Origin of the sequence: Longimicrobium sp. (genome assembly GCF_036388275.1) — a bacterium.
GTDB lineage: Bacteria > Gemmatimonadota > Gemmatimonadetes > Longimicrobiales > Longimicrobiaceae > Longimicrobium.
The window spans coordinates 50849-70454 of sequence record NZ_DASVSF010000109.1; the positions used below are offsets into that span (position 1 = coordinate 50849).

General features: G+C 68.6%; 32 protein-coding genes. 11 read left to right on the plus strand and 21 right to left on the minus strand.

Annotated features, from left to right (window positions below):
- Position 1 precedes the first annotated feature (1 nt).
- The 10 genes from VF632_RS24860 (at position 2) to VF632_RS24905 (ending at position 10217) form a co-directional block, all read left to right on the plus strand.
- Positions 2 to 556 (plus strand): hypothetical protein, encoded by a 555-nt coding sequence (locus tag VF632_RS24860; RefSeq protein ID WP_331025645.1) that lies wholly within the window; start codon positions 2 to 4, stop codon positions 554 to 556.
- Complete coding sequence (locus tag VF632_RS24865; protein WP_331025646.1) at positions 556 to 978, plus strand: hypothetical protein; 423 nt, start codon at positions 556 to 558, stop codon at positions 976 to 978. Before VF632_RS24860 ends, VF632_RS24865 begins: the two co-directional genes overlap by 1 nt.
- A gap of 61 nt (positions 979 to 1039) precedes the next feature.
- The gene (locus VF632_RS24870) at positions 1040 to 1525 is read left to right on the plus strand and encodes a hypothetical protein (protein ID WP_331025647.1); all 486 of its coding nucleotides are present in this window, start codon (positions 1040 to 1042) and stop codon (positions 1523 to 1525) included.
- A 228-nt stretch (positions 1526 to 1753) separates the two neighbouring features.
- Entirely contained in the window at positions 1754 to 5071 is a 3318-nt protein-coding gene (locus tag VF632_RS24875) for a hypothetical protein (protein WP_331025648.1), read from the plus strand.
- A gap of 42 nt (positions 5072 to 5113) precedes the next feature.
- Positions 5114 to 6661, plus strand: coding sequence for a hypothetical protein (locus VF632_RS24880; RefSeq protein ID WP_331025649.1), 1548 nt, complete (start codon positions 5114 to 5116; stop codon positions 6659 to 6661).
- Positions 6658 to 7782 carry a hypothetical protein gene (locus VF632_RS24885; protein WP_331025650.1) on the plus strand — a complete coding sequence of 375 codons (1125 nt, stop codon included), beginning with the start codon at positions 6658 to 6660 and terminating at the stop codon, positions 7780 to 7782. Before VF632_RS24880 ends, VF632_RS24885 begins: the two co-directional genes overlap by 4 nt.
- A complete protein-coding gene (locus tag VF632_RS24890) occupies positions 7782 to 8504 on the plus strand; it encodes a hypothetical protein (protein ID WP_331025651.1) in 723 nt (240 codons plus the stop codon). The genes VF632_RS24885 and VF632_RS24890 overlap by 1 nt, the downstream gene beginning before the upstream one ends.
- 50 nt (positions 8505 to 8554) lie before the next feature.
- Positions 8555 to 9340: a hypothetical protein gene (locus VF632_RS24895; protein WP_331025652.1), complete on the plus strand. Its 786-nt coding sequence runs from the start codon at positions 8555 to 8557 to the stop codon at positions 9338 to 9340.
- Positions 9341 to 9388: 48 nt separating this feature from the next.
- A complete protein-coding gene (locus VF632_RS24900; protein ID WP_331025653.1) occupies positions 9389 to 9694 on the plus strand; it encodes a hypothetical protein in 306 nt (101 codons plus the stop codon).
- Positions 9687 to 10217: a hypothetical protein gene (locus tag VF632_RS24905; protein WP_331025654.1), complete on the plus strand. Its 531-nt coding sequence runs from the start codon at positions 9687 to 9689 to the stop codon at positions 10215 to 10217. The genes VF632_RS24900 and VF632_RS24905 overlap by 8 nt, the downstream gene beginning before the upstream one ends.
- On the opposite strand, the gene VF632_RS24910 is transcribed toward VF632_RS24905, so the two are convergent.
- The 20 genes from VF632_RS24910 to VF632_RS25005 all read right to left on the minus strand — a co-directional run bounded on the left by VF632_RS24910 (position 10124) and on the right by VF632_RS25005 (position 18687).
- The gene (locus tag VF632_RS24910) at positions 10124 to 10519 is read right to left on the minus strand and encodes a hypothetical protein (protein ID WP_331025655.1); all 396 of its coding nucleotides are present in this window, start codon (positions 10517 to 10519) and stop codon (positions 10124 to 10126) included. The two genes, VF632_RS24905 and VF632_RS24910, sit on opposite strands and share 94 nt — an antisense overlap.
- A 58-nt stretch (positions 10520 to 10577) precedes the next feature.
- Positions 10578 to 10910 carry a hypothetical protein gene (locus VF632_RS24915; protein ID WP_331025656.1) on the minus strand — a complete coding sequence of 111 codons (333 nt, stop codon included), beginning with the start codon at positions 10908 to 10910 and terminating at the stop codon, positions 10578 to 10580.
- Between the two features lies 1 nt (position 10911).
- Complete coding sequence (locus VF632_RS24920) at positions 10912 to 11220, minus strand: hypothetical protein (protein ID WP_331025657.1); 309 nt, start codon at positions 11218 to 11220, stop codon at positions 10912 to 10914.
- 67 nt (positions 11221 to 11287) lie between these two features.
- The gene (locus VF632_RS24925; protein ID WP_331025658.1) at positions 11288 to 11986 is read right to left on the minus strand and encodes a DUF6011 domain-containing protein; all 699 of its coding nucleotides are present in this window, start codon (positions 11984 to 11986) and stop codon (positions 11288 to 11290) included.
- A gap of 108 nt (positions 11987 to 12094) precedes the next feature.
- Complete coding sequence (locus VF632_RS24930) at positions 12095 to 12445, minus strand: hypothetical protein (protein ID WP_331025659.1); 351 nt, start codon at positions 12443 to 12445, stop codon at positions 12095 to 12097.
- 46 nt (positions 12446 to 12491) lie between these two features.
- Positions 12492 to 12713, minus strand: coding sequence for a hypothetical protein (locus VF632_RS24935; RefSeq protein ID WP_331025660.1), 222 nt, complete (start codon positions 12711 to 12713; stop codon positions 12492 to 12494).
- Position 12714: 1 nt separating this feature from the next.
- Complete coding sequence (locus VF632_RS24940; RefSeq protein ID WP_331025661.1) at positions 12715 to 12879, minus strand: hypothetical protein; 165 nt, start codon at positions 12877 to 12879, stop codon at positions 12715 to 12717.
- Positions 12880 to 13038: 159 nt separating this feature from the next.
- Positions 13039 to 13377, minus strand: coding sequence for a hypothetical protein (locus tag VF632_RS24945; protein ID WP_331025662.1), 339 nt, complete (start codon positions 13375 to 13377; stop codon positions 13039 to 13041).
- 45 nt (positions 13378 to 13422) lie between these two features.
- A complete protein-coding gene (locus tag VF632_RS24950; RefSeq protein ID WP_331025663.1) occupies positions 13423 to 13671 on the minus strand; it encodes a hypothetical protein in 249 nt (82 codons plus the stop codon).
- 93 nt (positions 13672 to 13764) lie between these two features.
- Positions 13765 to 14124, minus strand: coding sequence for a DUF6085 family protein (locus tag VF632_RS24955; protein WP_331025664.1), 360 nt, complete (start codon positions 14122 to 14124; stop codon positions 13765 to 13767).
- 32 nt (positions 14125 to 14156) lie between these two features.
- Positions 14157 to 14342 carry a hypothetical protein gene (locus VF632_RS24960; RefSeq protein WP_331025665.1) on the minus strand — a complete coding sequence of 62 codons (186 nt, stop codon included), beginning with the start codon at positions 14340 to 14342 and terminating at the stop codon, positions 14157 to 14159.
- A 9-nt stretch (positions 14343 to 14351) separates the two neighbouring features.
- Positions 14352 to 14909: a DUF1353 domain-containing protein gene (locus tag VF632_RS24965; RefSeq protein ID WP_331025666.1), complete on the minus strand. Its 558-nt coding sequence runs from the start codon at positions 14907 to 14909 to the stop codon at positions 14352 to 14354.
- A 23-nt stretch (positions 14910 to 14932) separates the two neighbouring features.
- On the minus strand, positions 14933 to 15433 hold the full coding sequence (locus tag VF632_RS24970; protein WP_331025667.1) for a hypothetical protein: 501 nt from the start codon (positions 15431 to 15433) through the stop codon (positions 14933 to 14935).
- On the minus strand, positions 15430 to 15837 hold the full coding sequence (locus tag VF632_RS24975; protein WP_331025668.1) for a hypothetical protein: 408 nt from the start codon (positions 15835 to 15837) through the stop codon (positions 15430 to 15432). Before VF632_RS24975 ends, VF632_RS24970 begins: the two co-directional genes overlap by 4 nt.
- Positions 15834 to 16049 (minus strand): hypothetical protein, encoded by a 216-nt coding sequence (locus VF632_RS24980; RefSeq protein ID WP_331025669.1) that lies wholly within the window; start codon positions 16047 to 16049, stop codon positions 15834 to 15836. Before VF632_RS24980 ends, VF632_RS24975 begins: the two co-directional genes overlap by 4 nt.
- Positions 16049 to 17161 (minus strand): hypothetical protein, encoded by a 1113-nt coding sequence (locus tag VF632_RS24985; protein ID WP_331025670.1) that lies wholly within the window; start codon positions 17159 to 17161, stop codon positions 16049 to 16051. Before VF632_RS24985 ends, VF632_RS24980 begins: the two co-directional genes overlap by 1 nt.
- Complete coding sequence (locus VF632_RS24990) at positions 17154 to 17468, minus strand: hypothetical protein (protein ID WP_331025671.1); 315 nt, start codon at positions 17466 to 17468, stop codon at positions 17154 to 17156. The genes VF632_RS24985 and VF632_RS24990 overlap by 8 nt, the downstream gene beginning before the upstream one ends.
- A gap of 72 nt (positions 17469 to 17540) precedes the next feature.
- The gene (locus tag VF632_RS24995; RefSeq protein ID WP_331025672.1) at positions 17541 to 17723 is read right to left on the minus strand and encodes a hypothetical protein; all 183 of its coding nucleotides are present in this window, start codon (positions 17721 to 17723) and stop codon (positions 17541 to 17543) included.
- A complete protein-coding gene (locus VF632_RS25000; RefSeq protein WP_331025673.1) occupies positions 17720 to 18436 on the minus strand; it encodes a hypothetical protein in 717 nt (238 codons plus the stop codon). The genes VF632_RS24995 and VF632_RS25000 overlap by 4 nt, the downstream gene beginning before the upstream one ends.
- On the minus strand, positions 18433 to 18687 hold the full coding sequence (locus VF632_RS25005; protein WP_331025674.1) for a hypothetical protein: 255 nt from the start codon (positions 18685 to 18687) through the stop codon (positions 18433 to 18435). Before VF632_RS25005 ends, VF632_RS25000 begins: the two co-directional genes overlap by 4 nt.
- A 244-nt stretch (positions 18688 to 18931) precedes the next feature.
- On the opposite strand from VF632_RS25005, the gene VF632_RS25010 reads away from it, so the two are divergent.
- Entirely contained in the window at positions 18932 to 19174 is a 243-nt protein-coding gene (locus VF632_RS25010; RefSeq protein WP_331025675.1) for a hypothetical protein, read from the plus strand.
- 55 nt (positions 19175 to 19229) lie between these two features.
- On the opposite strand, the gene VF632_RS25015 is transcribed toward VF632_RS25010, so the two are convergent.
- Complete coding sequence (locus tag VF632_RS25015; RefSeq protein WP_331025676.1) at positions 19230 to 19484, minus strand: hypothetical protein; 255 nt, start codon at positions 19482 to 19484, stop codon at positions 19230 to 19232.
- Positions 19485 to 19606: the final 122 nt, after the last annotated feature.

A 19606-nucleotide genomic window follows, 5' to 3' on the forward strand; every position in this document is an offset into this window, starting at 1 on the left:
CATGACCTACGCCCGGACCGACCCGTTCGCGGCCGACCGGCTGGCTGAGGCCGATGCTGCGGCTGCCGCGATGATCGAGGCGGCCGAGGCCGGTGCCAGCACCGGGCCTTCGACCCTCTCCAGCATGGGTGAGGCCTTGCTGGAGATCGTGAAAGCCGCCGCCCTTGCCAAGGGCACCCCGCTCCCGGCCAGGCAGTCGGTCTACATGGCCCCGATCCCGGCCGACTGTGAGCAGGTCGCCGTGCTGTTCACCGGCTGGAACCCCACCCCGGCCGCCGACGGGCCGACCATCTGCAAGCCGTGGCGCTGGATGGGCAGCTACTCGGTGATCATCACCCGCTGCACACCCGCCGTGCAGAAGGGCAAGACCCCGCCCTCGATGGAGATGATGATCGAGGCCGCGCGCCTGGCCAGCTCGGACGCCGAGATCCTGCTGGAGGCTGTCAACCGGCTGGACGAGATCGGCTCGGACATCTCGGTGGTCACGAACGCTCCCTCCGGCGGCTTCCAGACCGTCGAGCTGAACGTCCAGCTGCTGGCGGTCGGCACCTTCTGATGGCCCGGACCAAGGTCGAATGGGTCCCCGACGAGGCAGCCATCAAGGAGTTCGCCGGGTGGACCGGGCCCGTGGGCCAGTCGGTCAACCGCCTGGCGATGGAGGCCGTCTTCCGGATCCGTGGCCTGGCCAACCGGCGCTCGGGCGTGATGACTGCCGGGATGCACTACAAGAAGGGCACCTGGTCCCGGGGGATCCAGTTCGATGCGGGCTCCGACGTGGGCTACACGCTGTTCGTGGACCAGGGGACCAAGCCGCACCCGATCAAGCCGAAGAACCCCGGTGGGGTGCTGACCTTCTACTGGCCCAAGGTCGGCCGGGTCGTGCACTTCAAGTCCGTCCAGCACCCCGGCAACAAGCCCTACAAGTTCCTGGAGCGCGGCCTGGAGGCCGCCCTGAGCATGTGGGAGCGCGGCGGTTGACATGACCGGCTGACAGACTGCAAGCGCACGTGCACGCCCCGCTGATGAGATGGAGATGTCGATGCCACGCAAGACGTTCAGGGTCGCTGCGGCGGTCGAGCCGATCAGCTTCGACCTGGAGGGCCCGATCCGGGGGATCCAGAACTTCCCCTGCCGCGACCGGATGGCCGCCGGTTCGCTGATGCGCTTCGCCGAGATGTTCTCCTCGATCAAGGACGAGGCCGAGGGCTCTCCCGAGGCCGCCTCCGACGGCGCGAAGGCCATCCCCGCGATCCGCCAGTTCTTCGACTCCGCCCTCCAGAAGGAGGGCCGCTCCCGCTTCTGGGACATGATCAACGACGACGACGAGGGCATCCCGCTGGACACCCTGGTCGAGGTCGCTGGCTGGCTCGCGGAGGTGTACTCGGGTGGACGCCCTACTGGGACGAACTCCGGCAGTACATCGGAGGGGACCTCAACTGGCGACGGTTCTCCGGCTACGCCCTCAGCCGGGGACATCGTCGAGTACTCACGACCCTCACAGCTGACGAGTTCTACGACCTCGTAGAGCACTGGCTGGAGGAGAGGTCGATCGAGGACAAGGAACAGCACGACGCCCGGGATCGGGTCAGGGTCAACCTGGCCAGGGCCACGAAGGTGGCCGAGCAGATGGCCTCGGGTGAGGACGTGAGCGACGTGCCGCCCCACCTGCTGGGGAGGTAGCAGGACCGGCGGGGCTCGGTTGACACGGGCCCCGCCGGACGGGACAAGCCGTACAGGACAGGGGGGTGCGCGGGTGGCAATCGTCGGGACAGCGTTCGTCCGGCTGAAGGTCATCGGCGACACCCTGGCCAACGACATCGGCAAGTCCGTCAAGCAGTCCGTCGATGCCTCCTCCGCCGACCTGGACAAGGCCGGGGAGGACGTAGGCAAGAAGGTCAGCGACAGCACCGGCAAGGCGCTGGGCGACGGCATCAACGAGAAGATGGGCCCGCTCGCGGACTCCATCGGCGACCAGATCGGTCGCCGCATGGGCGAGAACATGAACAAGAGCCTGCGGGTCAAGGTCGTCTCGGCCGTGACCAACAGCTTCGAGTCCGCCAAGACCGAGGTCCAGGGCTTCGGCGAGAAGTTCAAGCCCTCCATCGACAAGTTCACGACGGACTTCAAGAAGCAGACCGAGGGCGGCCTGAAGAAGGCGCTCTCCGGGTCGCTGTTCGCCATGCTCGGCACGGCGATCACCGTGCTGCCCTCGATGGTCGCCTTCGGTGGCGCGGTCGCCGGTGCACTGGTGTCAACCGTCATCACCGGGCTGGCAGCGCTGGGTCCAGCGGTAGCCGGTGGCGCGCTCGCGGCGGTAGGCGGGCTCGCTGCGATCACCATCAGCATGGGCCTGCTGAAGGCCGCGATGGACGTGCAGTCCCCCGCGATGGAGGTCTTCCGGGGCAACCTGCTGAACCTGAAGACGGCGTTCGCCGAGCCCGTGGCCGCTGGCCTGGCGACAGCTGCGCCCGCGCTCCAGCAGATGTCCGACCAGCTGTTCCCTGCCCTGAACCTCCAGCTGGAGACCCTGGGCTTCGTCGCGGCCGGGATCATCCAGGACTTCGCCGACATGGCCACCACCTCGGCCAACGTCGAGCGGCTGAACACCGTCCTGGCCAACAACAACACCTTCGTGGCCGGGGCCGGGGCCGGGATGGTCGGCTTCGCCCAGGCCGCGCTGATCCTGTTGTCCCACCTGGGCCCGGTGACCGACTTCCTGGGCCAGGGGATCCAGGATCTGGGCGAGTGGGCCGCCCGGACGATGGGTGCCGCTGAGGCCACCGGTGCCCTGGACGGCTTCATCACCCGATCGTTCGACGCGCTGCGCTACTTCGTCGGCATCCTGTGGGACTTCGGCGCGGGCGTGGTCAACGTCTTCAAGGCCGCCTTCGGGGCCAGCGGCGGGATGCTGACCAACCTGCACGACGTGGCCGCGTCGTTCCGGGCATGGACCGGGGACGAGACCAACCAGACCCGGATGACCGCCTTCTTCGAGAAGATGCGGGACATCGCGGGGCAGGTGCTGGACATCTTCATCCCGCTCGGCAAGGCCGGGCTGGGGGCCCTGGAGGACACCGACCTCACCGCCGTGACCCAGGGCCTGGACGGGCTGAAGGCTCTCGGCCCGCCGATCGCGCAGATGTTCAACAGCATCAAGGACGCCGCTGGCCCGGCGCTGATGGACACCTTCCTGAACCTGGTCCAGGTCATCACGCAGCTGGCCGATAGCGGCGTGCTCTCAGCTCTGACCGGCGCGTTCTCCAACCTGCTGGCGATCATCTCCGCCGTGCTGGCCATCCCCGGGGTGGGTCAGCTGCTGGCCTTCGTGGCCGGGCTCGCGGTGATGATGAAGACGGTCATGCTGGTCGTGAACGTCCTGAAGCTGCTCTGGCCTGCGATCCAGCTGATCATCGGCATCATCCGGGTGCTGGCTGCCGTCTTCGGTGGCATCCCGCTGGCCATCGCGGCTGTCGTGATCGCCCTGGTCTGGTTCCTGACCCAGACCGAGACCGGGCGCGCGATCCTGGCTGCCGCCTGGAACGCCATCAAGGTGGCCATCAGCGCGGCCATCGACGGACTGGTCATCGCTTTCAACTGGCTGGTCGAGGCCTTCACGACCGCCTGGAACGCGATCACGAGCTTCCTGAGCGGGCTGGGCGGCTGGTTCGCCGGGGTCTTCGCCACGATCGGCGCGGCCATCTCCACCGCGTGGAACGCCGCGCTGGCCTTCATCTCCGGGCCGATCGGCGCGATCCGGGACTTCATCGTCTCGGTCTTCAACGGGATCCTGGGCTTCATCCAGATGATCTTCAACGCCTACCTGCTGGTCATCACGACGGTCTTCACGGCGATCTGGGGCTTCATCCAGCCGATCCTGACGGCCATCGGCGGCTTCTTCGTCGCGGTCTTCAACGGGATCATGGCCGTGGTCCAGGGCTTCGTGAACGTGCTCTACGAGATCTGGATCCGGGTCTTCCCGCTGCTGCTGCTGCCGATCCGGATCTTCTACGGCGTCGTGATCTTGATCTGGCAGGAACTGTCGGCCGCCGTGACCGCCGTGGTCCAGGTGCTCTGGGACTGGATCCAGGCCGCCTGGACCGCGATCTACGACGCGGTGAGCGCGACGGTGCAGGCCATCTCGGACTTCGTCATCGGGGTCTGGAACGCGATCTGGGGCTTCCTCCAGCCGATCATCCAGGCGATCTGGGACTTCATCGTCTCGGCCTGGAACGGGATGAAGGACGCCGTCGGGGCAGCGATCCAGGCGATCAGCGATGTCGTCCACTCGGTCTGGGATGCGATCTCCGGCTTCATCAACACCGTCGTCGGCGCGATCGTGGACTTCGTCCAGGGCCGCTGGGAGATCATGCGCGGCAACATCGAGACCGCGCTGAACGCGATCAAGGGCGTTGTCGAGTCGATCTGGAACGGGATCTCCGGCTTCATCGGGACCGTCATCGGTGGGATCTCCACTGCGATCTCCACGGTCTGGACCGGCATCTCCACTGCGATCAGCACCGCGATGGGGACCGCCAAGTCCACCATCGAGACGGTCTGGGGCAACATCGAGGGCTTCATCCAGGGCGCTCTGGACCGGATCAAGGGCCTGATCAACGCGGTCTGGGGCACGATCGGCGACATCGGCGAGGGCATCCTGGACGGCCTGAAGACGGCGGCCAACGGGATGATCAGCACGGTGAACGGCGTGATCAGCGGCCTGAACGCCGCCATCGGCGTGGCCAACATGCTGCCCGGTGCGGACATCCCGACCATCCCGAAGATCCCGCTGCTGGCCAAGGGCGGAACCATCTCCCCGCTGGGTGGCGGCACGCTGGCGATGATCGCCGAGGCCGGACGGCCGGAGCGCGTCGAGCCGCTGGACTCCTCGGGCTTGTCAACCAGAGACCGGGCGATCATCAACCTCCTGGCCGACGGTTCTGGCGGGGGCAGCGGCGGCACGGACGTGCGCGTCTACATCGGTGAGCGGGAGCTGACGGAGATCATCGACGTGGTGGTGGAGGACCGAGAGGACTCCTTGGCAGGTCGCGTGCTGACCGGGACGAAGGGGTAGGTCGTGGCTGGTCAGGAAGCTGTTGTCGCACGTGCTGATCTGATGCGCGGGATGATCCGGGTGCTCGGCCAGGGTGTCCCGGCCGGTCAGGTGCGGCTCACCCGCTCGGAGAAGACCGGCGGTGCCCCGGTGCTCATCCGGAGCGGGGACTTCACGCAGGAGGAGACCGGGGGCTTCATCCGGCAGGACCCGGAGCCGCCGTTCGGCCGGGAGCTGATCTACCAGGCGACCCTGGAGGTCGCCAACCGCCACCTCCAGTCCAACCGGATCCTGAACCCGAAGGCCACGAACGGCACGGACAACTGGTTGACAGGGACCGGCCGGACGATCGCGCAGGAGACCGCCCCCGAGCTGGCGCTCGGCGGGTCGATCAGGACTTCGTTCCGGATCAGCCGCAACGACCCCGGGATGCGGACCGGCACGCTGGCCGACCGGACGCTGGCCACCACCCTCCCGGCGGACTTCGGGCCCGGCCGCTGGTTCTTCTCCGGCCGGATCCGCTACACGAACCCCGACATCTGGCTGTGGAACGACGTGAAGGGCCAGGGGACCTGGGGGGACCTCCGGGGGCGGGGAACCTGGCAGCAGGTCGCCACGGGTACCAACAGCGGCAACCTGCCCTTCGTGACCGTCTGGGCCGCCGTGCTGTCCCCGGTGGGCGCAGTGGTCGTCGCGCCCTTCCAGGTGCTCGGCGTGCGCGCGAACGGCGCGGGCAACTGGCTGTCCTTCCAGGCCTGGGTGGACGTGCCGAAGTCGGCCCCGGCCGGGTCCCGGCTGGTCCTGCTCCACGGCCAGGCGCTCCGTGAGTACTTCACCTCGTGGTGGCTGACCACGGTCATGGTCACGCCGGAGTCCGAGATGTCCCTGGGCGCTGCGCTGACCTACTTCGACGGCGACAGCGCCGTCCCGGTGAACTCCGGGGCCTACTTCGCACCCGGGTACAACTGGGCCACCGTCACCCGCGACGCCACGATGGCCTGGAACGGGACCCCGAACGCCAGCGTCTCGGTCTTCACCGGGCCGTCGGTCATCTCCTCCAAGACCTCGGTCACGGTCACCCGGCCTTCGCGCAGGGATCTGCCACTGAAGCTGCCGGTCTACCTGTCCGACCCGGTGTCGGCCACCCTCGGGGTCTGGTTCGAGCTGCTGGGTCTCGCGCCGCTGTCCTTCACCGCGCGGGCGACCCTCTACGACGTGCTCAACCGTGGGGCCAAGGTCGCCGTCAGCCAGCGGCGGGCCTGGGCGTCGGGGCAGTTCACCTTCCTGACCAAGACGCTGGCCGAGGCCGCCGAGGCCGAGCGCATGTTCGACCCCGGCCGGATCCTTTTCTTCCGCAACCCGGACGTGCGGTTCCCGGAGTCGGACTGGTACCTGCACATCGGGGACGTGACCAGCGACCGGATCGGGCCGCACTTCGGGCCCAACCCCGAGCGGGTCTGGGTCGTGCCGTTCGTGCGGGTCGAGCGCCCGGTGGGCCTGATCGAGGCCGCCTCGGTGGCCACCTGGACCACGGTCAAGCAGGTCTACGACACGTGGGGTGCGCTGAAGGACGAGGGCCTGTGGGCCGATGTCTCGCTGGGTTCTGCATGATCCCCGGGACCGCCCTGTTCAAGGACGCCTTGCGCTACTCCCGCACCGTCGTCACCGAGATGGACATCCTCTACGGCGACCGCGTGCTGGAGAACGACGTGCCGGTGGTGACCGGGTCCGTGTCAACCGACCGGACCCGCAATACCCGGTACGAGGCGTCCGTCGAGATGGCCATGTACCCCTGGGACTCCCTGCCGCTGAACGCCCTGGGCACCCGGGTGGAGCTGCGGTACGGGCTCTCCTCGATCGGGACCAAGGAGGTCGTCCCGGTCGGGGAGTACCAGGTCTTCGACTACAAGCGCACGAACCGGGGCTCGCTCTCCCTGACCCTGAAGGGCCTGGAGAACTACGTCATCGAGTCCACGTTCCTCTCGCCCCGGACGCCGCCCTACGGGATGTCCACGATCACCGCGATCAAGAACCTGGTCCGCGAGGTCGGGGCGCTGAAGAACGTCGAGTTCGTCGTCCTGTGCAGCCGGGACAAGAAGGTCCAGGCCACCGCGCCCTGGGACACCGACCGCTGGGCCGCGATCACGCAGCTGGCCACCTCGATCCAGGCCGAGGTCTGGGCCGGGCACGACGGCCGGTTCTACATCACCGACATGCCGGTGCTGTCCAAGCTGGTCAGCGCCTTCCAGGTCGCCGGTGGCGAGGGCGGGGTGCTGGTCGATGAGTCCCGGTCGAGCACCCGGGACCAGGTCTACAACGCCGTCTCGGTCTCCGGCACCTCCTCCGACACCGAGACCCCGCCGGTCTACGCCTACGCCTTCGACAACCGGCCGGACAGCCCGACGTACTTCTACGGGCCCTACGGCCAGCGGGTCAGGTACTACTCCAGCCAGTTCTTCACCACGGCCGCGCAGTGCCAGAACTACGCCAACCTGCTGCTGGGGGAGTCCCTGGCCACGAACAACACGCTGTCCATCGGGGCGCTGCCGATCCCGTTCCTGGAGGGCGGGGACGCCGTCCGGATCGTCTCCGAGCAGGACCCCGGCAGGGTCGAGACCTTCCTGATCCAGAAGACCGCGCTGGGCATGGGCACCGGGGCCTGGTCCGCTGACGTGCTGACCACGAACGAGGACTTCAGCAACAACGACGGCCAGCAGAACGGGGTTGGCTGATGCCTGACCTGGGAGCCCTCCTGGCCAGCCTGGGGGACAACGGGGCCACCCTGACCAAGGGCCTGATCATCAGCGTCCAGACGGGCACGCTGACGGTCTCAGTGCGCGGCGGCCAGTTCACCCGGGTGCCCTACATGCAGGGTGCCTGGGTGCCGGTCGCTGGCCAGTACGTCTACCTGCTGGCCCAGCAGGACTTCGGGATGATCGCGCTCGGATCCCCGACCCCCACGGGCGGGGCGGCACCGGACCCGGGCATCCCGACGGTGCTGGCGATCGACCCGCTGACGATGTCCAACTGGCAGGTCTCCGATGCCTACCCGCAGGGCCACTGGGTGGACCTGGCCGGAACGCTTGTGCAGTCGGCCCAGCAGGCCAGCTCGGGCGTCTGGTTCTACAGCCCGGCCGCGCTGGCCGGGATGGCGAACCTCTCGCTCGGCCAGTTCGAGGTCGAGCTGATGGTGGAGTCCGGCGGCTTCGTGGAGCTGACCCTGCACAAGACGACGCCGGGCGGCCCGTCGCCGGTTGACACGGTCGAGCTGCCGGTGATGGAGCAGAGCCGGTCCTTCCCGGTCTCCGGCGTCGGCAACACCAGCTGGATCCCGCTGCCGCTGCACTGGTCGGAGCTGCTGTCCTCGGGGGTGGCCAGCGGGATCATGGCCCGCTCGGTGCTCTACGACGCCCGCCTGTTCGGGCATGGAACGCTGCGGGTCACCTCTCTGTGACACCCTGAACACCGTGCGGCGCAGGCCGCCAGACTGAAGGAGAACCCCTGGTGAAGCTGCTGGACGCCGCCGAGGTCAAGCCCGGCACCGGAGACTGGACGCGCGGCTGGGACACCGAGCAGCGCGGCTGTGGAGGGCTCTCGATCTTCCTGTCCGAGTGCGACCCGGAGGTCACGGCCGATGTGGTCGGGGACGCGGAGAACCTGGATGCCGACGAGAACTGCGGCTACCGGGTGATCCCCTTCGGCTTCGTGGCCACGATGGTGCGCAACACCCGGGCAGCCCGGGACGACGACGAGCAGTGGCTGGCCAACACGCTGCGGGACAACGCCGAGATCCCCGTCAGCCGGGGCCTGCTGGTCCGTCAGGGCATCGCCGACACCTGGATCGGCAACCCGGACGTGGACGAGGTCCCAGCCCCGGCTCCGGGCGACAACGACGCCCTGGCCACGGCCATCACCGACGCGCGCCGGTTGTTCTTCGGCAAGACCTTCGGGCTCCAGCCGATCCTGCACACGAACCCGACCTCAGCCATCCGGCTGCGCAAGGCCGGTGTCATCGAGCTGGATCCGGCCAACGGCGAGGACCGCACGCCCTGGGGTGACCCGGTGGTCATCTCGGCGGGCTACTACGACATCCCCGGGCTCTCCCCGGTGCCCCCGGCCTTCTTCACCGGCCCGATCGAGATCACGCTGTCCGATGTCAACGCGGAGGACATCGTCCGCTCGGTCCGCCGGAACAAGGTCATGTACCAGACCACGATGATGGCCGCGATCGACACCGCGCCGTGCGCGATGGTCCGGATCGGTGCTGCTCCCGGCCCGGTCGCCCCGTAACGGGTGAGACGGCCCGGCGCTGTTGAGTCCGGACGCTATTCTCAGGCCATGACGAAGATCGAGTTGCGGGAGCCTCCGGCTCGGTCGGCACCCGGCCGTCGCCCGCTCATGCCGCTGGACGTGCGGATCCTGGAGATCGCCACCGAGGCCATGCGCCCAATGGAGATCACCCGGGTCCTGGCGGAGGAGGGCACCCACCCGGGCATCAACACCCAGCGGGTCGCCAGCCGCCTGAAGTCCCTCGTGGACCGAGGGATGATGACCCGGATCCGGCCAGCGGGCGGTCCGGCCAACGGGCCCGGCACCAGCCTGTACCGGGTCAAGACCGAGGGGGACAGCTCCAGCGATGGGTGAGGTAGGCCTGCGCACGGTCCGGGACGGCCAGCGCGTGCTGCGCTTCCAGGCCGCCGTGATCGGCGCGGCCACCTCCCAGCGCGGCAGCTCCCCGCGCTGGAGTGAGCTGGTCGTCTACCGGATGGTGGACGGCCACTACCTGATCTCGAAGATCGGGCGCTCCACCGTGGCCCACCAGCCGACCTGCCTGCGTGTCAACCACCGCATGGTGCCCTGGTCGAAGGCTGCCGCGTTCGGTGAGGACTCCGTCCAGCGGGTGCCGTGCCCGGACTGCCGCCCCGAGCTGGGCCACGGCATCGCGCCGGACACGATGCTGGAGGTCACCCGCTACCGCGCCATCCTCTGCCAGACAGCAGAAAGCGCCGCCGAGTCCCTGATGGGGGATCGGGCGGCGCTGCTCATGCCTCAGATCGTGCAGACGGTGCTGGCTCAGTGCTCGGAGTCGGACCCGAACTTCTCCAGGTACGCCGAGGCGGACACCGCGCTGCCCAGGGCCTGGGAGAACACGACCCGCACCCCGTAGCCGCTCTGGACGCCCGCTGCGAACACCTCGCGGGTCTCGGGCTCCATGACGGTCTCCGAGAGCTTCAGGATCGTCCTGGCGGCGTCTGCGTCGAGGTCCCCGCCGTCGTCCAGCGTTTCGCACAGCGCGCGCAGGTCGGCGGGCACCGGTTCGGTGCAGACGGCCCGCAGGATCTCGGCCATTTCGTCAATCCCGACGCCGGTCCAGGGGGCGTTCTCCTTGGCCCAGAACCGCCACGAGGTGAAGTTCTCCTCGCGCCGGGTCCAGGTCTCGGGGTGGTTCGTGTGGACTGCGTAGGCCATCGGGAGGCCTCCTCTCTCGTCGTCGTGTAGTTGACATCGGCAAGAATACTCGATGCCTTTAGCGCTGGGTCTGCGGTTCACCCTTCCGGGCCACGCGGTAGGTCTGGGCGACCAGTGCCACCAGCGTCAGCGCCAGGCGCTCCAGGGCCCGCGTGCGCAGTGTGCCGGGCCCGTCCTGCTTCCGCCCGTGCTCGATGTCGCGGCGGACCTTCTTGCCCCAGTAGTCCAGGGACCAGACGCCCCAGTAGAGGTCGCTGCGGACGTTGGCCCACCAGCTGGGTCGCGGGGTGTCCGGCGTCCAGACGGTGCCGTAGTCGTGCATCCCGTTGACGACCGGCGGGGGTCCGTCCAGGCCCATGAGCTGCCAGGCGGGGATCTGCTTCTTGGCCATGTCAGGCCTCCTTGCCGGGTCGGCGACCGACCACGTTGATGACGATGGGCGGGCGGGGTGCCACGACGAACTCGGCCAGCTCGGCGTCGTCCTCCACGACCCACAGCGGTTCCCCGCAGTCGTCGCAGATGAGCACGACGCGGGGGACGACCTCGTTGAGGCGGAGCCGCCCGTCGCCGGGAGCGTGAGAGGAGACGCGGGCGTGCAGCGTCCAGCTCACCTTCCCCTCGCACGTCGGATCCGGGCAGTGGTCAGGGGGGGAGTCAGTCGCGGCGGCGCGACGCTGAGCGGTGTCGAGAACAGCGGGCATGGCGGTCTCCTTCAGGGGTTGAGCCCGGCCCCGGCGTGAACCGGGACCGGGCTCGGGGTGGAGTGGATCAGGACCAGTAGGTGGCGCAGACCGGGCCGATGCCGTTGGCGACCGAGACCGGGTCGGTGAGCGTCGCGCCGCAGCGGACGCAGAACCCGACCGCCTTGCCCTTGGCGGCGGCCTGGTCCTGGCTCAGCGGCTTGATGCCCGCCTGCACAGCGGCGACCAGCGCGCCGGGGACCCAGATGGTCTTCGTGACCTCGGTCTTGTTGTAGCCCTTGCCCGCGTAGGGCACGAAGGTGGCCTCGATCTTGGCGGCCTTCGTGGTGCTCCCGGCGGTGCCGTAGGCCTTCTTCCAGCTGCCCTTCTTCTTGCCGTCCCAGGTGGTGGTGATGTGCAGCTGGCGGAGGATCGGGTAGGCGTCCTTGCCGGTGATGTCCCAGTAGAACAGCGTGCCGTCCACCTCGTAGTAGCCGAAGGCCGGGCACTCGGTGAGGACCGGAGCGGCCGGGATGACCGGCTGAGCCACAGCGCCGGTGAAGACGGGGATCTGGATCAGCTTGGCGGTGGGCTGCGTGGTCTTGATCGGCGCGGCCAGCAGCGCGGTGATCCACTCGCTGGCCTGGCCCTTCTGGCACCCGCCGAGGCGGCTGACGAAGCGGTACTTCTCGCACACGTCGGGCAGGTCGCGCTTGACTACCAGGTCGTTCAGGAAGCTGATCTGGGCGGCGGTGGCGGGCTCGGTGGGGTTCTTGATCTGCGGCATGAGAGAAGTATGCACCCTCGTGTCAACAGTGTCAACAAGCAACACGCCGGAACGGCAGAAGCCCCCCGATCGAGTGATCGAGGGGCTTCCGTCACAGCTGGATCGAGGTCAGTCCGCGCACTCCCGGCAGAGGCACGGGGCCATGCACCCGGAGCAGAAGAAGACATCCCGGGCGTGCGGGTCCTCGAAGACGGTGCAGGCGCATCCGCCCGCCCCGCAGGACCGGCACACCCGGGCGAAGGCGCTGGTCTCCCGGGTCTCGCTGGCCTCGGTGCCGCACTCGGTGCAGCAGACGCCGTCCACGAACAGGAGGGCGTCGGCCAGCGTGCCGCCGAACTCGTCGCGGGCCTCCTCGACGGAGACGACCGGGAAGCGGTGCAGGTTGACCAGGCCGGTGCTGACGGCCATGACGACCATCGCGTGCCGGACTTCGGGCTGGGGGAGCAGTGTCTGCGTCATGGGAGAAGTATGCGCTTCCCTGTCAACAGTGTCAACACTGACACGCTCAGTCCGGCCAGGGGTTGCTCCGGACCCAGTGCCGCGCCCCGAGGACGTTCCCGGCGATCAGCACGACCAGCAGGACCACGGCGGCGAACCACGCGGGCCAGCTGAGCAGTGCCTGCCCGAGGACCCCGCCCATCAGCCAGACCGGGCAGGCCGCGTTGATCACCTCGGCCTGCCAGGCGTGCAGTCCTTCGGCGTAGTCGTCCGCGTCGCTGTACGGCACCTCACCAGTGTGTGCTCCACCGGTGCATCTCGAAGGGACCGATCAGCGCCAGCAGCTGGTCCGGGTGCTCCCGAGCCCAGTGCACGACGGTTGACACGCCAGGGATGGTCTCCGCGATGCTGTCCGACGGCCTCACAGTCTCGATCCCGCTTCCCGTCCAGAACATCGGCATGGTCCCGTGAGGCAGGCAGACAAGCCACGGCTCAGCGAACGGGTCGTAGGTCCAGTCGCAGAACACGCACTCCCCGAGGTTCACCGAGCCGCCCTCCGAACGCCGGAAGACCCGGCCAGCGGGTGCTGACCGGGTCTCGGGCGGTGCGAGGTCTCAGGCACCGTGGCCCATGAAGACCGAGCCCTGGAAGACGGCCCAGTGGGCCAGGCTCGTGTCCAGGGTCCCGGCCTTCTCGGCCGCCCGGATCTCGGTCAGGGCGAACTCGCAGGCGTTGCGCCAGCGGTCGGTGCGGCCCAGGGCGTAGCCCTCGGTGCTCATCCGCTGGGCGACCTCGACCATCTTCTCCAGCGGGTACGCGGGCATCTCGATGCCTGCCTGCTTGCTGTGGAAGGCCAGGATGTCGTGGTCAGCCATCGCGGCGGTGCAGTCCTTGATGAAGGCCATGCGCTTGTCGGTGGCGGAGAGCTTGGGGGCAACTGCTGTCTGCGTCATGGGCTAAGTATGCACACGTCGTGTCAACAGTGTCAACACATCAGCTCAGCGTGTCTGGAGGCAGGCGCGGCAGCCGCACATCGGGCAGGGATCCCCGGCCACCCAGAACTCCACGGCCAGCAGGCAGACCCGGCAGACCTGGTCGATCGACGGGGGCCGGGAGACCACCTCGTGCTTGTTCGCGTCGTCTCCGCACCAGGTGCGCTCGACGTGCGGGCAGAAGACGTGGATGCCTTCGTCGTCCTCGTCCGCCGGTGTGTCAACCGGCCGGGCGATCACCTCGGTGGAGGACATGACTCAGGATGGCACGCACTCTGAGAATGGCCCGACCGCGTTCCGGAGCTGGCGTCCGCCAGGTGAACTGGAGGTCGTACCGCTCGTGCAGGCTCATGCGACCACGTCCATCCGGTACTCGCCGTCGTCGGTGTCCGTGCACGGTCGCAGGGTCACCATCCGGTAGTTCAGGTTGTCGCCCGGCGTGAAGCCGCCCTCCAGGCGCTGGCCGAGCACCCAGACCGCCCGGCAGACCATCTCGTCGTTCAGCCGCTCGATCAGCGGGTGCCGAAGGCTGTAGGACCCGCCCGCGCGGAAGGTCACCAGGTGCTCGCGCTCGTGGTCAGCCAGGATCTCGTGCGCCGCTGACCGGCGCGGGCACTCCTCGGCGTCGCACTGGATCCGGTACTGGGAGGAGACGGACAGGGACTCCTCGCCGCAGGCTGGACAGAAGGCTCCCTCGATGCTGATCACGGCTTCCTGTGTAGCAGGGGCGGCCGACGACCTCAGAAGGGGACGCCGTTCTCCACCTGGACGGCCAGGCCCTGCAACCACTGGTTCAGCTGGTTCACCGTGACCAGCTCGATCGTGCCGTCACCGGGCATCTTCAGGATCCCGGCGTTGATCTCGTCGGTGCGCTCTGTCAACCGGCGCAGCACACCGGCGATCTGGTCAGAGGTCAGCTCGTCCATCGGTTCTCCTCAGAGGTGGATCAGGCGGTTGACCAGGTAGATCACGTGCTCGGCGACCTGGTAGAGGCCGACGCCGAGCAGGGTCAGCAGGGCCAGCGGCACCACGAACCAGCCGGTGAGGATCGACATCAGGAGGACCAGGGGAGCGTCCCGCCACCATGAGCTGTCCCGGCGGGCGGGGTTGGCCAGCGCGCCCCAGCGGACGCCTGTCCAGTACATCCGGGCCAGCAGCGGCGGGGTGCCCAGGTCGCGCAGGAACTCGTAGAAGGCCTGGTCGGTGGATCGGGGACCGGCCATCGGGCCGTCCGGGTCGCGCTCGTCACGGGTGCGGCCCTCGCGGTAGCGCTTGTTCAGGTCGTTGCAGAGCATGTCGTGGAAGATCGCGGCCAGGTTGACACGGCGTCCGGCGTTGGCGATCAGGCCGCGCAGGACGAACGGCACCGACGCCAGGTCGGAGACGAACCCGGCCCACACGACGAACCGGCCCCACCTCGTGTCGCGGGACAGCTCCTGCGTCAGCTGGATCTGTCCATCGGCACGAAGCAGGACCGGCAGGTCTTGCGTCACCAGGGGCACACGGTCAGTGTCCCCTACGTCAGATGGCGGCGATCGGTGACCGCCACGTCCTCCCACCCCTCGCCGCGCATCCCGAACAGGCCGGAGACCGACCGGCTGGTCTCGCCGAAGCGGTACCAGCGGTGTGCGGCGGTCAGCGCCTCCCGGACGTTCCGCTCGCTCGCGGCCTTCTCGACGTGCCAGATCCGCTGGCAGCCACCGGCGCAGGCCAGCGTCCCGGTCCACTCCACGCTGGGCCGGTCCTCGCGGGACCAGATGTCCAGCTCCTCGGTGTGCAGGAACTCCCGGAAGTCCGGGGGCCAGAGCAGGTGCTGGACCGCGCGGACGATGTCCTCGGTGTCCGGCTCGTCGTCCAGGTCGGTGGCCATCTGCTCGATCGCGCCATCGGAGGGCTCGGTCTTCCTCTGGATCTCGATGGCGAAGACCCGCCAGTCGATCTCGCCCTTGCCGTGGAAGGCCTTGCCCTCGCGCCAGACCTCGGCCAGAGCCTCGGCCATGCCCTTGGTCGTCGTCACGGCTTGGCCGCCAGCTGGTCGGCCATCTCCTTGCGGCGCTTCTCCCGGCGGGCCCGGCGCGCGGCCTTCTCCTTCTCCAGCCGCTCGTACTCCTCGGCCGAGATGTAGCCGGAGCCGTCGCACTTCAGGCACTCCCGCTCGCACTCGGAGCAGAAGCCCTCGCCGTCGCACTTCGGGCAGGGCACGTCCCCGTCCTCCAGCGCCTCGTCGTAGGCGTTCAGGGGCGGGTTGACCAGCCGGACCTCCAGCAGCATCGGGCGCAGGCTCTCGGTGCCCAGGAGGGCCCACCAGGCCTCCTTCTCGTCCCAGGGGCCCGTGGCCACCCAGCGGCCCTCGTGAGCGCCCCAGACGCCGTAGGTGGCCATCTCCTGGCCATGCTCGTTCCGGCGCAGCTCAGTGGTCATGGGGTCCTCTCCCAGCTGATCACGATGTCGTCGTCCTCGACCGTGACGGTCAGGGCGTTGTCGGGGATGTCCTCCCAGTCCACGCTCAGCTCGCTGGCCAGTGCACGTGCGGCTGCGCTGAGCGCCTTGGACAGCTCGGTGCCGTTGCTCGGGGTCCGCAGCAGGTAGCGCGTGCGGGTCACCGTGATCTGCTCCCGGCCGAACTCGGCCATCAGTCGAAGCTCGGGGTCGTGTCAACCGTCACCGCAGCGTCACCGTCGTTCGGCACGAAGGTCAGCATCAGCCGCCGGGTGCCCGGCGGGACGGTCAGGGACAGCCCCCGGTGCTCGCCCTCGATGCTCGGCACGGCGTTGATCAGCTCGACGGCCAGGTTGTCCCGCTGCGTCACGACGTTGTCGAACTTCCGGCCCAGGTCGCTGTGCTCGGCCTGGAGGTGGCTGAACATCCGCCGGGCCTCGTCCCGCTCGTCCCGGAGCTGAGCCGCCTCGGAGTACTTGGCCGCCATCGCCGCCTGGGCGCGGTCGCGCACGTCAATGGCCTCATCCCGCTCGGCCTCGGCACGGGTCAGGGCACCGGCCATCTCCTCCAGCGCGCGCTGCTGCTCGTGCTGGCCGCGCAGGGCCTCGCTCCGCTTCACCTGGGCCTCGTCCAGCTGGTCCAGGGCCCTGTCCCGCTCGGCCAGCCAGCGCTTCACCGTGGTGTCCAGCAGGCCGATCAGATCCCCCTGGCTGAGAGCGGCCATCAGGCGCTTGGCGGGCTCGGTGTAGACCCGGCGCATCGCTCCTCGGCCGGACGGGCCTATGCCGTCGTCGGCCGCCCAGTCCCTGTCGAAGTCCAGACCGGTCATCGCACAGACGACCCGGTCCAGATAGACCGCGTCGATCTCGTGCTGGCGCTCGTCCTCGGCCTGCGCAGCCGACCACTCGGGGTCCTGGTCGCGGAGCTTCACCCGGGTCTCGGGAGTGGTTGACACGTCGCTGACCTGGGGGTTCTCCTGGTGGGAGAAGACGTGCGCGTTCTTCATGGCGTTGTGGTCCAGGCCGACCGTGTCGATGCCGTGATCGGTCTCCAGGTGCCCGGCCAGAACCGTGGCCGATCGGTCAGCGTGGAAGTCGGTCAGGCCGTGGTTGTGCTCGTGCGGGATCGGCAGCATGGGGGTCTCCTCGGGAGTGGCGGACTGGTGGGCCTTCAGGTGGGCCAGGTGGGCGTCGGACAGGCTCCAGAACATCGGGATGTCCGTGCCGTGCTCGTCCTTCAGGTGCCGGACCATCTGGCCCCAGCCCCAGTTGGCCGGGGTCACGGCGTGGACGTGCTGCTCAGCCACGGCGGCGGCGGATCAGCGTGACGCCCTCGGGCAGGCCCAGCTCCGGGCCGGGGATGTCGGAGTCGTCCCGGACGATCCGCACGGCCTGGTGGGCCCCGTAGGTGTCCTCCACGGCGGCCAGGAACTCCCGGAGGTACTTGGCCTCGGGGATGGTGCCGATCTCGGCCAGCCAGGGCAGCTGGCGGGTCAGCTCCTCACGGACCTGGGCCTGGGCGAAGACGAACCGCTCGGTCGGGACCTGCTCACCGGTGAGGTCACGGATCAGGTCGAAGGTCGGGCCGACCGGGCCGATGACCTTGCCGGTCACGGCTGCGAGGACTGCTGGAGTGGGGTAGCTGCGCTGCGTCATGCCATGAGTATGGCAGCTTTGTCATCTATGTCAACTAGATGGGGTTGCAGCTTCCCGCGCGGCGCGGCGTTGCTGCACCAGGTCCCGGGTCCGCACGTCGATCAGCGGCCTGCGGAGCACCTGGCTGAACATCTCGATCAGCGCCTGGTCGGCGTGGTCCCGGCGAGTCCGGAGGTAGGCCGAGAAGTCGGCCGGACCTGCGTCGTCACTCACGTCAGCAGGCCCTTGCGCTTGGCCTGCCACAGCTTCTCCTCATGCGGCAGGGCGGGCTTGATCCAGTCGCCGGAGTCGCACGCGATCAGGTCCCCGCCCATGTGCTCGGGGTCGTCCCAGTGCTGGCCGTGGAAGTGGCACCAGAGCCGGGAGGACGGCTTCTCCTCGGCGAACAGGTCGTCCTCGTCCGGCGGGATGTTCATCGTCGGGGCCCAGCCCTGGGCCAGCTTGTAGCCGTCCTTGGTGATCACGCCGTTCTCCCAGATGGTCTTCATGCCTGGGTCGGCCTTCCCCTGGGACAGGGTGGCGTCGTGGTGTGTCAACCACTTGGCTGCCAGCTGCTCGGCCACAGCGTCGGACTGCTCTGGGGTGGTGATCATCCCCACCGGGATCCCGTAGACCTGGGAGAGCTTCTCGGCGATGTCGGCGAAGACCGGGGAGATCTCGTGGTTGAAGGCGGCCATGCTCTCGCCCATCGCGGTGGCGGCCTCGCCGATCGACTTCATCTGCTCGGTGAGCACAGACGTGTCGAAGTTGAATGAGATCTCTGCTCCCGGGGGCAGCACGGTCAGCTCCTTGCCGTCCTCGCCGTACCAGGTGTCTGGAGCATCTGGCAGAACGAAGTCCAGGGGAGCGCAGAACCCGCCGCTGGCAAGAAGCATGTGCGACTCGTGCGGCTCCGGCGGGGTCCCGCACTTGCAGATGTCCGTCATCGACGCCGCTCCTCCGCTGCTGCCCGCTCCGCCCGGTGGGCGAAGATCCCATCCTGGTACCGCTTCTCCAGCGGCGTCCGGGGCACTGCGCCCGTGCGCAGCTCTCCCCGGCGATCGGGTGTCAACCACTCCGAGAACGTGCCGTGCGTGCAGGTGCACAGCTTGGCCGAGAAGCAGTCGAGGTGGCGGCCCTGCTGGCATCGGTCACAGATCCAGGGCTCGGTCTCGTTGTCACCGACGAGCTTCAGCACTGTTGCTTCCCCCACCCCGGCAGTATCGGGCGGCAGCGGGGAGGGGAGTCGCACCCCACGCCCAGCCTGCACTGACGGTTTCCTCGGCGGGACTAGCCGATGCAGTGGGACCGGTTGCCCGGTGCAGCCCCGCAGATGCTGCTTCGCCACTGCCGCCCGGGTGAAGTATGCCCGGCGCACTCAACATCGGGAAGACACGGTGTGTCTGTTGACAGTGTTGACATGCTCATGCCATAGTCATCCCATGACGCAGACGAGCAAGCCCACCGCAGCCCCGGTCACCGATGTCCGCACCGCCGAGCGCATGGTCACCGAGATCAGCGCCCTGGCCGGAGGCGGCGAGCACTACCAGGCCACCTTCCTGGAAGCCGACCTCTGGGAGGGCGTCCTGGAGGCCGTCGCCGGTGGCCACGCGCAGGCCGCCTACCTGGCCACCGCCGCGCTGAAGTCCAAGGAGATCGACTTCCCCCGGCAGAAGATCGCCTGACCTCCACCGCACAGCAGAGAGCCCCCTGGCCATCGGCCGGGGGGCTTCTTTGCGTTCAGGCCAGGTTGGCCAGGTGCTTGCGGTGCGCCCGCTGGCGATCCGCGCCGGTCATCTCGTGCGGGCCGGTCCAGCCGCACTCGCAGAGCGCGTGACCGTGTCCGCCGACCGTGACCGCCGAGCCGACCTCGATCTGCTGGCCCTGCCGGTTGACCCGGTGGACTCCGGCGATCGTGTCGCAGGGCCACGACTGGCACGACTGCGCCGTGTACGGCGCTCCCCTGTCAACCAGACGGTGACCCTGAACTCGCATCTCAGATCAGCGGGTGGTGGTGCGTCTCGTGAGACGAGGCGCGGGTGAACAGCGCGACGAGACCGACTAGCAGGATGAGCATCAAGAGCAGCATGAGTGGTTCCTTACCCCCGGGGTGAGAA